Source organism: Rubellimicrobium roseum, from assembly GCF_006152145.1.
Lineage (GTDB): Bacteria > Pseudomonadota > Alphaproteobacteria > Rhodobacterales > Rhodobacteraceae > Rubellimicrobium > Rubellimicrobium roseum.
Map to the genome: position 1 here is coordinate 1 of NZ_VDFV01000078.1, position 11,151 is coordinate 11,151.

12 protein-coding genes and 1 tRNA gene are annotated in these 11,151 nt (G+C 67.0%); 5 read left to right on the forward strand and 8 right to left on the reverse strand.

All coding sequences use genetic code 11. The features are described from left to right. Positions 1–218: 218 nt before the first annotated feature. Positions 219–749, reverse strand: a complete 531-nt coding sequence (locus tag FHG71_RS21915) for a hypothetical protein (protein ID WP_139083824.1) — start codon at positions 747–749, stop codon at positions 219–221. A 262-nt stretch (positions 750–1,011) separates the two neighbouring features. On the opposite strand from FHG71_RS21915, the gene dusA reads away from it, so the two are divergent. Then, a complete protein-coding gene (dusA, locus tag FHG71_RS21920) occupies positions 1,012–2,016 on the forward strand; it encodes a tRNA dihydrouridine(20/20a) synthase DusA (RefSeq protein WP_139083825.1) in 1,005 nt (334 codons plus the stop codon). A gap of 33 nt (positions 2,017–2,049) precedes the next feature. Here the strand turns inward: dusA and trpE are convergent, their stop codons facing one another. The 6 genes from trpE to fabI all read right to left on the reverse strand — a co-directional run bounded on the left by trpE (position 2,050) and on the right by fabI (position 8,685). After that, on the reverse strand, positions 2,050–3,561 hold the full coding sequence (trpE, locus tag FHG71_RS21925) for an anthranilate synthase component I (RefSeq protein WP_139083826.1): 1,512 nt from the start codon (positions 3,559–3,561) through the stop codon (positions 2,050–2,052). After that, complete coding sequence (locus FHG71_RS21930; RefSeq protein WP_139083828.1) at positions 3,561–5,396, reverse strand: peptidyl-prolyl cis-trans isomerase; 1,836 nt, start codon at positions 5,394–5,396, stop codon at positions 3,561–3,563. The genes trpE and FHG71_RS21930 overlap by 1 nt, the downstream gene beginning before the upstream one ends. Positions 5,397–5,466: 70 nt before the next feature. Then, entirely contained in the window at positions 5,467–6,642 is a 1,176-nt protein-coding gene (locus FHG71_RS21935; protein WP_139083829.1) for an aminotransferase, read from the reverse strand. A 79-nt stretch (positions 6,643–6,721) separates the two neighbouring features. Then, positions 6,722–7,225: a xanthine phosphoribosyltransferase gene (gene gpt / locus FHG71_RS21940; protein ID WP_139083831.1), complete on the reverse strand. Its 504-nt coding sequence runs from the start codon at positions 7,223–7,225 to the stop codon at positions 6,722–6,724. A 13-nt stretch (positions 7,226–7,238) separates the two neighbouring features. Next, positions 7,239–7,850 carry a LysE family translocator gene (locus FHG71_RS21945; protein ID WP_139083832.1) on the reverse strand — a complete coding sequence of 204 codons (612 nt, stop codon included), beginning with the start codon at positions 7,848–7,850 and terminating at the stop codon, positions 7,239–7,241. Between the two features lie 16 nt (positions 7,851–7,866). Then, a complete protein-coding gene (gene fabI / locus FHG71_RS21950) occupies positions 7,867–8,685 on the reverse strand; it encodes an enoyl-ACP reductase FabI (RefSeq protein ID WP_139083834.1) in 819 nt (272 codons plus the stop codon). A gap of 181 nt (positions 8,686–8,866) precedes the next feature. Between fabI and pdxH the strand changes: the two genes are divergently transcribed. The 4 genes from pdxH to FHG71_RS21970 all read left to right on the forward strand — a co-directional run bounded on the left by pdxH (position 8,867) and on the right by FHG71_RS21970 (position 10,721). Further along, positions 8,867–9,472 carry a pyridoxamine 5'-phosphate oxidase gene (gene pdxH / locus FHG71_RS21955; protein WP_139083836.1) on the forward strand — a complete coding sequence of 202 codons (606 nt, stop codon included), beginning with the start codon at positions 8,867–8,869 and terminating at the stop codon, positions 9,470–9,472. A gap of 127 nt (positions 9,473–9,599) precedes the next feature. After that, the gene (locus tag FHG71_RS21960; protein WP_139083837.1) at positions 9,600–10,133 is read left to right on the forward strand and encodes a cold-shock protein; all 534 of its coding nucleotides are present in this window, start codon (positions 9,600–9,602) and stop codon (positions 10,131–10,133) included. Continuing rightward, positions 10,130–10,591 (forward strand): DUF192 domain-containing protein, encoded by a 462-nt coding sequence (locus FHG71_RS21965; RefSeq protein ID WP_139083839.1) that lies wholly within the window; start codon positions 10,130–10,132, stop codon positions 10,589–10,591. Before FHG71_RS21960 ends, FHG71_RS21965 begins: the two co-directional genes overlap by 4 nt. Positions 10,592–10,644: 53 nt before the next feature. After that, positions 10,645–10,721, forward strand: a tRNA-Pro gene (locus FHG71_RS21970). 44 nt (positions 10,722–10,765) lie between these two features. Here FHG71_RS21970 and FHG71_RS21975 read toward each other — a convergent pair. After that, entirely contained in the window at positions 10,766–11,029 is a 264-nt protein-coding gene (locus FHG71_RS21975; RefSeq protein ID WP_139083841.1) for a hypothetical protein, read from the reverse strand. Between the last annotated feature and the right edge of the window lie 122 nt (positions 11,030–11,151).

Here is an 11,151-nt window from a genome sequence, read left to right on the forward strand (position 1 = left end):
GGCCTCGCTGAACTTCGATCCCTTCATGGTCCCTCTCCGTCTCCCGGACCCACGCCCAAACCGGAAACGTCCAACTCGGCGCAGTCCAAAACAGCCGCAGGTCAGTCCCCCCAAAGGATCGACATAGCATTCCGAAGAGTTCTAATCGGGATGATCGTGCCGCGTCGTTGCGCCCAGTCCAGAGTACGCACCAGCATGGTCAGGTCACCTGCGGCCGCCTAGGGGAGCATCTCTTCACCAAGAAGGTTGTCGCAGAGTTTATAGAGGCACTGTGCCGTGAGGGTCGAAGTGAGCTTCTTCCTAGACTCCCGACCCATGAGACTGTTGAGCACCTGCTTGGCGGAGCGCTCTAGATTGGTATGAACTTCCAGTCGCTTGGTGATGACATCGGCGCCAGTGATGTTGGTCGTGATCGTGACCGGGAAGCCATGGAACTCGATTTCGGCGAGCTTCCTGTTCCGCCACTTCGTGGCGTTGCTCATCGTCCGAAAGGTCTTGCCCAAGCTCCGCATCTTGCCGTCGACCTGACGACGGATCTGGACACGGAACGTCGTGCGCCCGGTCGGGCTGACGCGGTCGAGGATGTTGGGCTCCTCCGACCTGACCTTCTTGCCGTGCACGGGCATGGCAATCGAATCTTGGACGGACGCAAGCTTGCCCTTAAGGGCGTGGGTGACCGCTGTGTCAGCCTTGGTGCGGTTGTCACGCGAAAGCCCGACGCGAAATGGCTCTTCGAGATGTTCGTTCACGTTGCTAGCTCCTAGGAATGATGTTCGATCGGAAGTTCGGTTCGTCGCCACGGGCCCGAGAGCGTCGGGATGCCGAAAAATCAAGGAGATGAAGTCACGACATCGTGAGCGCATCGAGGGCTCCCGGATGCCTTGCCGCATGGCCGATGTGGTTGTGCTACACGGTAGTACTTGGCATCCGGTCATATCGGCGAACCTGAGGAAACCTCGGGACAACCCAAAGTCCAAAGTTGCCAAAGCCGCCCGCGACGAGCAGGGAAAGATGAACGAGATCAGCCTCTTAGAAGCTTCCCGCCTTTCCGTGGCACCGATGATGGACTGGACGGACCGTCACTGCCGCGCCTTCCACCGCGCCATGTCGCGCCGGGCGCTCCTTTACACCGAGATGGTCACCGCCGCGGCCATCCTGCACGGCGACTGCGACCGCCTGCTCGGGTTCGCGGAAGCTGAGCAGCCCGTCGCTCTTCAGATCGGCGGATCGGACCTGCGGGAACTGGCCGAGGCGGCCCGGATCGGGGGCGAATGGGGCTACACGGAAGTGAACCTCAATTGCGGCTGTCCATCGGACCGGGTGCAGTCGGGCTGCTTCGGCGCCGTTCTGATGGAACGTCCCGACCTCGTCGCCCAAGGGGTGCGCGCGATGCGGACGGCGTCGTCGGCCGAGATCACGGTCAAGTGCCGCATCGGCGTCGACGATCAGGATCCGGAGGAGTCGCTCCCCCGCTTCCTTGAGGCCGTCGCGGGCAGCGGTGTGCGGCGCGTCACCGTCCATGCCCGAAAGGCTTGGCTACAGGGCCTCTCGCCCAAGGAGAATCGCGAGGTGCCGCCGCTCGACTACGACCTCGTGCTGCGCATGAAGGAGCGCTTTCCCGAGTTGCACATCTCGATCAACGGTGGGGTACGGACCCTTGCACATGCCGAACATCTGCTGGCCCAGGGCCTGGACGGCGTCATGATCGGCCGCGCGGCCTATGACCAGCCTTGGGACATTCTGGGTGACGCCGACCTACGCATCTGGGCGGAGCCGGCCTCATTGACCGGACCCGAGGAAGCCGCCCGCGCCATGATCCCTCACATCGAGGCCCACTTGGCCTCGGGAGGGCGGCTCCATCAGGTGACGCGTCACATGCTTGGGCTCTTCGCCGGGCGGCCCGGCGCGCGTGGGTGGCGTCGCATCCTGTCGGAGGAGGCGAACCGGCCGGGCGCCGGGGTCGACGTTCTGCTCCGGGCGCTCGCGTCGGTCCAGACGGACCGGGCTGCGGCCTAGGGCGGGCTGCCTGCCGGCCCTAGGGGCTTCGGGTCAGCCGTTCCCTTCGGGACGGAACATCGCGGCATCCTCGGCGGCCTTGCGGATCGCCTGGGACTTGTGAACCGTCTCCGTGTACTCGGCCTCGGGATCGCTGTCGTAGACCACGCCGGCCCCGGACTGGATGTAGAGCTGATCTCCCTTCAGCACCGCCGTCCGAAGCGCGATGCACATGTCCATGTCGCCGTTGGCGCCGAAGTAGCCCACCCCGCCGCCATAGACGCCCCGCTTCTCGGGCTCGAGTTCGTCGATGATCTGCATTGCGCGGACCTTGGGGGCGCCCGAGACCGTCCCGGCGGGCATGCCGGCGAAGAAGGCGGTCAGCGCGTCCTGGTCCTCCGCCAGTTCGCCCACCACGTTCGAGACGATGTGCATGACGTGGGAATAGCGCTCGATCACGAAGGTCTCGGTCGGGCGCACCGTGCCGGGCCTCGACACGCGGCCCACGTCGTTCCGGCCCAGGTCCAGCAGCATCAGGTGCTCGGCACGCTCCTTTTGGTCGGCCAGCAGCGACTCCTCGTGGGCACGGTCCTCCTCGGGCGTGCGGCCGCGGGGGCGGGTCCCGGCGATCGGGCGAATTGTGACCTCGCGACCGAAGACTCGCACGAGGATCTCGGGACTTGCGCCTATCACCTGGAAACCGCCGAAGTTGAAGAAGAACATGAAGGGCGACGGATTGGTGCGCCGGAGCGAGCGGTAAAGCGCGAAAGGCGGCTCGGAGAAGGTTTGGGTCCAGCGCTGCGACGGAACGACCTGGAAGATGTCGCCCGCCCGGATGTAGTCCTTGGCCTTGTCGACCGCGGCCATGTAGCCGGCCTTGGTGAAGTTCGACACCGGGGGCGAGGGCTCGCGCGGGGAGCCCAGCGCCCGTGCCGCCTGCGGCACGCCGCGCTCCAGGGCGCGCTGCGCATCCATGACGCGCTCGGCTGCCTGGGCGAACGCCGCCTTGGCGGGCAGACCCGACCCCGTCCAGGCGGGCGCCACGAGGATCACGTCGCCCTTCACCCCGTCCAGCACCGCGACGACCGAGGGCCGCAGCAGCACGGCGTCGGGCAGGCCCAGCGGGTCGGGGCGGTGGTCGGGCAGGGTCTCGACCAGCCGAACCATGTCATAGCCCAGGTAACCAAACAGCCCGGCCGAGGCCGCGGGCAGTCCCTCGGGCATCTCGATTTGGCATTCGGCCAACAGCGCCTGCAGCGTGTCGATGGGCGAGCCCGGCAGGTCCTCGAACGCCTCGTCGTCATAGCGCGCAGCGCGGTTGATGCGGCTTTGCGCACCCCGGCAGTCCCACACCAGGTCGGGGTTCATCCCCACGATCGAGTAGCGCCCCCGTACCTCGCCGCCGGTCACGCTTTCCAGCATAAACGAGTGCCGGGCCGCGCCCGCAAGCTTGAGCATCAGCGACACGGGCGTGTCGAGGTCGGCCGCCAAGCGCGTCCAGACGACTTGGTTGCGGCCCGCCTCGTAGCCGCCACGGAAGGTCTCGAAGTCGGGGAACAGGGCCATCAGTTCATCTGGTTGTTGACGGCCTGGACGGCCTGGTCGTTGATGCGGATCTCGGAGTTCGCCTGCAGCTGGGTGGCATAGGCCCCGAAGACGTCGTTGGCGAGGCTGCTCGACACCTGCTCGGCGATGGCCGTCTGTTCGGCCAGAACGGCGGGATCATCAGCCCGGGCAGGGGTGATTCCGTCCACGCGAAGCACCACGGCGCCGTCCGGGGTGGCCAGCGCACGGGCCTGCCCGGCTTCCAGCGCGAAGGCCGCTTCGACGAAGCCGGGCGGGGTGCCCTCGACAGCGCCGCGCCGGGTCAAGGCGGCCTCGGCCGCGGGCGTCAGACCCTGCTCCTCGAAGCTCGCACCACCAGCGATGGCCTGGGCCTGGGCCTCGGCCGAAGCAAGAACCGCCGCCCGAAGCGCCTCGGCCTCCCAAGAGGCCCGCACCTCGGCCGCCACGTCCTCATAGGGGCGCAGGGCTGGCGGCGTGACCGCGTCGAGCTGCAGCACCGCCAGCCCGCCATCGGCCAGCTCGACGATCTGCGGCAGGGCGCCTTCCTGTGCGGCGGCTACGGCTTCGCGGACCTCCGCATAGGCCGCCGGGCCTTCGGTGACGTCCTCGGACCAGGTCAGTTCGCCGGGCTCAAGGTCCGTGCGCTCGGCAAGGTCGGTGATCGTCGCGCCGCCGGCGGTCAGGTCCTCGACCTGGGGCCGAATGTCGTCGATGATGTCGCGCGCCCTGTCGCTGGCGATCTCCGCCCGCAGGTCGGGCGCGGCCTCCTCGAAGGTGATCTCGTCCGCCGCGAGCACGGCGTTCACGCGGAACAGCGCGGGGCCCAACGACGAGGGCAGGGGGCCCACAACATCGCCAGCCGCGGCGGCGAAGATCGGCTCGCCCGCCTCCTCCAGCTCGTCCAGGGACACGTCTCCCAGGTCGATGTCGGACAACTGCAGGCCGCGTTCCTCCACCAGTGCCTCGAAGTCGACCTCGCCCGAGTCGATCCGGGCCTGCGCGGCCTGCGCATCCTCCTCCGAGGAGAACACCAGGCGCTCCACGAGGCGGCGCTCCTCCTGCACGAACTCGTCGCGACGCTCGTCATAGACAGCGCGCAACTCGGCGTCGTCGATGGCGATCTCGCCCTGGATCATCTCCGGCGTGATCCAGGCGTAGCTCACCTGCCGGGTCTCGGGCGCGGTGAAGGCATCGGGGTTGGCCTCGTAATGGGCCCGCAACTCCTCCTCGGATGGCTCGGGCACCGTCACGCCCTCTGGCGTAACGGTGGCCCAGGTCACGGCGCGGGTCTCGTTGGAATAGGCGGCAAGGACCTCGGCATAGGTCGTGGGCTCGGGCATGCCGCCCAGCACGGCCGCCTGCAGGATCGCGCGGGCGCTGTCCTCGCGCAGCGAGGTCTCGAAGGCTTCCTCGTTCAGCCCATTGCGGCTCAACTGCTCGCGATAGAGATCGCGGTCGAACTCCCCGTCGATGCCTTGGAAGGCGGGGGCAGAGCGCACCGCCTCGGCCACCCGCGCGTCGCCCACGGACAGCTCCAGTCGCTGCACCTCGGCGTCGAGCACGCGGCGCGAGACGACCTCGGCCAAGGCCGCCCGGTCGAGCCCGAGGGCTTGGAACTGCGCGAACTCCAGCGGCTGACCCGTCTGCTCCTGCACTTCACGCATCCGGTTCCGCAGCGCATTCGCGTAGTCCTGCGCCGCGACATCAAGGCCATCGACGGTGCCGATGGCCGTGGTGCGGCCGCCGGCGCCGCCCGTGAACCAGCCGCCGAAGCCCAACAGGATCCCGACCACCATAAGCCAGTAGATCCACGCCTTGCCCTTGCGCGCCGCCATGCCGGTCCCCCCGCTACGCCCTCTGCCGGGGCGGGCCCTGCCTAGCCGGGCGGGCCGTTGCCTGCAAGCGTCAGGGGGTCACGACGTCGAGCCGGTCGATCAGCGCGCCGATTCCCGGACGGTCGACGTTGGCGAAGGCGATCCGCAACCCCCGCGCCCCCTCCGGGTCGCCCTCGGGCATGAACATCGTGCCCGGGAGCAGCAGTATGCCCGCGTCGGGCACGAGCCGCCGAGCCAGCGTGTCCGAGGGCTCGGCCAGGGGGTGGGTCGCATAGGCGAAGTAGGCGCCGCAGCCGAGAAGCTCCCAGCCCTTGGCCGCAAGCCGGGGAAAGCCCTCGACGATGGCGGCGCGTCGGTCGAGGATCTCCCGCCGTTCCGCCGCGACCCAGTCCTTGAGATGCCGCATGCCCCAGAGCGCCGCATGCTGGCCCAGTTGGGGGGCGCAGATCGCGACGGTGTCGAGGAACTTCTCGACCCCGGCCAGCCGTGCCGGAGCGGCAAGGATCGCACCGACCCTATGGCCGGTCAGGCGATAGGCTTTGGAAAAGGAGTAAAGGTGGATCAGCGTGTCGTCCCAGTCAGGGTCGCCGAACAGGTCGTGCGGCGCCCCCTGCCGCGAATCGAAGTCGCGGTAGGTTTCGTCGACGATCAGCGCGATCCCATGCGTTCGGGCCAGCTCCAGAAAGGCGCGCAGCGTTTCGGCCGGATACTCGGCGCCGCCAGGGTTGTTCGGCGAGACGAGCACGATGGCGCGGGTGCGGGGGTTGACCAGCGTGGCCGCGCGCTCGGCCTCGGGAATCAGGCCCGGCCCGCAGGTCAGCGGCACGGTGACCACGCCCGCCATGTCGTTCCACATGCGGTGATTGAAATAGTAGGGAACCGGCAGGATGACCTCGTCCCCATCGCCGCAAAGCGTGGAAACCGCGGCGCAATAGGCCTGGTTGCAGCCGGCTGTGACGGCGACCTGATCGGGCCGTATCGCGCCGGCGTAGGTGGACGACCACTGCGCCGCGATCTCCTCGCGCAGGGCGGGCAGCCCCAGCACCGGGCCATAGAGATGCACCGACGGCACGGACAGCACCATCTCGGCCATGACCTCGCGCAGCGGCGCGGGCGGGGGGTCCACCGGGGCGGCCTGGCTCACATTGAGAAGTGGGCGGTTCGGCGGAAAGCTCACCCCCTCGAGCCAGCGCCGCGCTTCCATGACCGGAGGCGCAAAGGTCGTGGCGGTGCGGGGCAGGGCCATCGGCATCCTCAAGATCGTGAGTGGCGTTAACCGAATCGAAGGGAAGTTCGTGCTAGGGTCCATCCAGAAAGGAGGAAAGCTAGTCCCGGCCTCGATAGGGTTCCACGTATTGAAGCGCCATGTCCCAAGGGAAGAAGATCCAGGTGTCTTGGCTCACCTCGGTGATGAAGGTGTCCACCTGCGAGCGCCCCTTGGGCTTGGCGTAGACGGTGGCGAAGTGCGCCTTGGGATAGAGATGGCGGACGAGTTCGAGCGTGCGGCCCGAGTCCACGAGGTCGTCAACGATCAGCACGCCCGTCCCGTCACCCATGAGCTGCGCGTCCGGCGCCTTGAGCACCTTGGCTTCGCTCTGCGTCTGATGATTGTAGCTCTGGACGCTGATGGTATCCACGGTGCGTATGCCCAATTCTCGGCTGACGATCATCGCCGGAGCCATGCCGCCGCGGGTGATCGCAACGACCATCCGCCAGGCGCCATTGTCCGGTCCTTGGCCATCCAGCCGCCACGCCAGCGCCCGGCTGTCCCGATGGATCTGGTCCCAGGAGATATGGAATCCTTTTTCGTGGGGCAGGCGGTCGGTCATGGCAGGAACCCGTTCAATGACGCAGAATGAGAAGAAGGCCCAGGATCGCGATCAGAAGGGCCGCCGTGCGGTCGATCCCGGCCTTTGCGGCGAAGTAGCGCGCCCGGATCGCCGAGGCCGACAGCGCCGCGGCGAGCGTAAGATAGAAGGCCAGCTCGACCGCCAGAGCCACGGCATAGACGGACGCATTGGCACCAAAGCCCCGCAGATCCGGGAAGATCGACAGCAGGACGGAGGCGTAGAAGAGGCCGGGCTTGGGATTGGACAAATTGAGCGTCATGCCCGCCGCGAAGCCCTCTGCCGGCCCCGCAGGAGCGTCGACCAGCGGATCGGCCGCATGGGACCACATCTTGTAGGCTATCCAGAGGAGGTAAAGCCCGCCCACGACATGAAAAGCCGACAGCGTCAGCGGCACGGCCTCGAAAAGGACCGTCAGGCCCAGAAGCGCCACAAGGCACCAGAGCGAGGCACCAACGGCAAGGCCCAAGGCATAAGGCATCGCCCCCCGCCGACCGAGCCGGAATGCCGCGTGTGAGACGGCAAGGATGCCCGGCCCCGGCGACAGGATCGCCACCGAAAGCGTCGCCACGAAGAGCCCGAGCTGCGCGAGCGTCACGCCCTCCATGGCCGCCCCGCGCGTCTCACTCGCCCTTTCGGGCCGCGTCGATATCGGGCGCGTCCACCGCCTTCATGCCGACGACGTGGTAGCCGGCGTCGACGTGCAGCACCTCGCCCGTGGTGCCCGATCCCAGGTCGGACAGCAGGTAGAGCGCAGACTTCCCGACCTCCTCCTGCGTGACGTTGCGGCGCAAAGGCGAGTTCAGCTCATTCCATTTCAGGATGTACCGGAAATCGCCGATGCCCGAGGCGGCCAGCGTCTTGATCGGGCCGGCGCTGATCGCATTGACCCGGACGCCCTTTTTGCCGAGGTCCTCGGCCATGTAGCGCACCGACGCTTCAAGTGCGGCCTTGGCCACGCCCATGACGTTATAATGCGGCATGACGCGCTCGGCCCCATAGTAGGTCAGCGTGAGACAGGAGCCCCCTTCGGTCATCAGCCTCTCCGCCCGGTTTACCACGGCGGTGAAGGAGAAAACCGAAATGTCCATCGTATTCAGAAAATTGTCGCGCGTCGTGTCGACGTAACGGCCACGCAGCTGATCCTTGTCCGAGAAGCCGATGGCATGGACGATGAAGTCGAGCCGCCCCCAGCGCTCCTCGATCGCGGCGAACAGGGTGTCGACGGATGCCATGTCGCTCACGTCGCAGGGCAGGACGATATCGGATCCGACCTCGGCCGCAAGCGGACGCACACGCTTCAGAAGAGCATCGCCTTGATAGGAGAATGCGAGGTCTGCGCCGGCCTCGCGGCAAGCTCGTGCGATGCCCCAGGCGATGGACTTGTCATTGGCAAGCCCCATGATGAGCCCGCGCTTGCCTTTGAGCAGGTCCGTCTGCATCCGGCTGTCCCTTCCCCGCAACATTTCGGCCGGGTGTAGGCGAAGGGTCGCGGACGGGCAAGGGCCGGTCATGACCAAGATAACAGCGGTGTGCCGCTGCGTCCAAGACATGTCATAGGACATATCGGACTTGCGCAGAGCCCGCGCCGGAGTCTATCGGCGGCGCAAGAGAGGGACAGCGATGACCGACCGAACTGGCCTATTTGCTGGCGACGACCCATTCGCTCTGGCCCGGGCGTGGCTGTCCGAGGCGGAAAAGTCCGAGCCGAACGACCCGAACGCGATGGCGCTGGCCACTGTCGACCCCACGGGTTTGCCCAACGTGCGGATGGTGCTGCTGAAGGAGATTGAGGCCGGCGCCTTCGTCTTTTACACCAATTACGAAAGCCGCAAGGCCGAGGAACTCGACAGCGTTGGCAAAGCCGCCATCGTGCTGCACTGGAAGTCGCTGCGGCGGCAGGTGCGCGCGCGCGGGATCGTCGAGCGGGTCGAAGGGCCGCAGGCCGATGCCTATTTCGCCTCGCGCTCTCTCCAGAGCCGCTTGGGCGCCTGGGCCTCGAAGCAGTCCCGTCCGCTCGAATCGCGCACGGCCCTTCTGGCCGAGGTGGCCAGGGTGACCGCGACTCATGGCATGAATCCGCCCCGTCCGCCCTTTTGGGGTGGCTATCGGATCACGCCTGTCGAGATAGAATTCTGGGCCGATGGGCCTTTCCGCCTGCACGACCGCTTCCGTTGGACGCGGCCCGACGTTGTTTCCCCATGGGAGGCTCAGCGGCTCAATCCCTGACCTAATGTTGATGGTGATTGTGCCGCCGTGAAAGGGTAGCCCGCTTCAGATGACGAGTTATGTGTGCGACTCTGACCTAACATTATGCCGCGGCACCGATCAGGCGCGGCCTGCGAGACTTATGGATATGTCTGAAGACCAGAGCGGACGCCCGACCGTCCGCGGTCACGTAAAGTGGTTCGACCCTGGGAAGGGATTCGGATTCGTGGTGTCCGACGAGGGGGGCCCCGACATCCTCCTCCATGCGAATGTGCTGAGGAGCTTCGGGCAAGGCACCGTGGCCGATGGGTCGACCATTACGGTCGAGGTGGCTCGGACCGACAGGGGGATGCAGGCCACCGCCGTCCTCTCGATCCAGCCGCCGAACGTGCCGCCGGGGGCAGGTCTTGCCGACTTGGCCGAGCTGGACCCGGCGCTGCTCGCCCTTCAGCCCCTGGAGCCGGCGCGCGTGAAATGGTTCGACAAGGGCAAGGGCTTCGGCTTCGCCAATTCCTGGGGCTCGGACGAGGACGTGTTCCTCCATATCGAGGTGCTGCGCCGTTCGGGCTTTGCCGACCTCGCGCCGGGCGAGGCCATTGGCCTGCGGACCATCGAGGGCAAGCGTGGCCGCCTGGCCGTCGAGGTGCTGGCCTGGGATGCCGCAGGACGCGCCGCGAAATGAGGGGCGCGGCCCTGCTCCTAGTCCTTGCGATGTTGCCCGCAGCGGCCCAGGCCGAATGCCGAGAGGACCGGGTGACCGTGAAGGGCGGATTCGGAGAGGCTCGTTTCGAGGTGAGGGTCGCCGATGATCCGGCCGAGAGGGCGCAGGGTCTGATGAACGTCGAGCGGATGGATACGCTGGCGGGGATGCTCTTCGTCTACGACCGGCCCCAGTCGGTTTCGTTCTGGATGGAGAACACGCTGATTCCCCTCGACATGATCTTTGCAGGCACCGATGGCACGATCTCGGCGATCCACGAGAATGCAGTGCCACTCGACCGGACGCCGATTCCCGGTGGGGAAGGCGTGCAGTTCGTGCTGGAGGTCAATGGCGGGTTGTCCGAGCGCCTCGGGATCGCCGTGGGCGACGCGCTCCAGCACCCCGCGATCGGCGATGGCGTCGCATTGCCTTGCCCCTGACGGGCGATCCTGCTTTGCAAGCGCGAAGGTCCCCGCTATGAGGGGCCACGGTTCGGGGCGTAGCGCAGTCTGGTAGCGCATCTGCTTTGGGAGCAGAGGGTCGGGAGTTCGAATCTCTCCGCCCCGACCAACTTACAGAAGCCGGATGTCCTGCACACGGACGACGACCTCGTCCTAGCGGAACTCGGCTTCGAGCGCCTGACGGCGGGCGCGCCACCAGGGCTCGTCCAGCGTCTCGCACATCACCTCGAATATGACGATCTCGTCGCGGCGGGTCGCCGGGCCACCTTGCCAGAAGCCCTCGGCTGGCGCCTGGGCGTAGACGGTGGCGCCGCCGAAGCGGTCGGTCAGCTCGCGCCGGAGCGCCTGGAACTGCTCGGCCGGGAAGGGCTGGCCGTCGTTGTCGGCGGTGGGCAGGAGGATCTGGACGAGGTGCATGGGGTGGCTCGGGACCAGGTGTCGCCACAAACGACTTAATCCCGCGCGCCCCTGAACTGGCCCCTGTTTCGACCGGACACCTGGGCATAACCATGGAGGCTTAGGCATAGCCCTAAGCACGT

Coding starts and splice junctions, on each gene's coding strand:
- FHG71_RS21960 (WP_139083837.1), top strand. CDS start 9,600: ATGTCTGAAGACCAGAGCGGACGCCCGACCGTCCGCGGTCACGTAAAG.
- FHG71_RS21965 (WP_139083839.1), top strand. CDS start 10,130: ATGAGGGGCGCGGCCCTGCTCCTAGTCCTTGCGATGTTGCCCGCAGCG.
- FHG71_RS21945 (WP_139083832.1), bottom strand. CDS start 7,850: ATGGAGGGCGTGACGCTCGCGCAGCTCGGGCTCTTCGTGGCGACGCTT.
- pdxH (WP_139083836.1), top strand. CDS start 8,867: ATGACCGACCGAACTGGCCTATTTGCTGGCGACGACCCATTCGCTCTG.
- FHG71_RS21930 (WP_139083828.1), bottom strand. CDS start 5,396: ATGGCGGCGCGCAAGGGCAAGGCGTGGATCTACTGGCTTATGGTGGTC.
- trpE (WP_139083826.1), bottom strand. CDS start 3,561: ATGGCCCTGTTCCCCGACTTCGAGACCTTCCGTGGCGGCTACGAGGCG.
- FHG71_RS21935 (WP_139083829.1), bottom strand. CDS start 6,642: ATGGCCCTGCCCCGCACCGCCACGACCTTTGCGCCTCCGGTCATGGAA.
- FHG71_RS21975 (WP_139083841.1), bottom strand. CDS start 11,029: ATGCACCTCGTCCAGATCCTCCTGCCCACCGCCGACAACGACGGCCAG.
- gpt (WP_139083831.1), bottom strand. CDS start 7,225: ATGACCGACCGCCTGCCCCACGAAAAAGGATTCCATATCTCCTGGGAC.
- fabI (WP_139083834.1), bottom strand. CDS start 8,685: ATGCAGACGGACCTGCTCAAAGGCAAGCGCGGGCTCATCATGGGGCTT.
- dusA (WP_139083825.1), top strand. CDS start 1,012: ATGAACGAGATCAGCCTCTTAGAAGCTTCCCGCCTTTCCGTGGCACCG.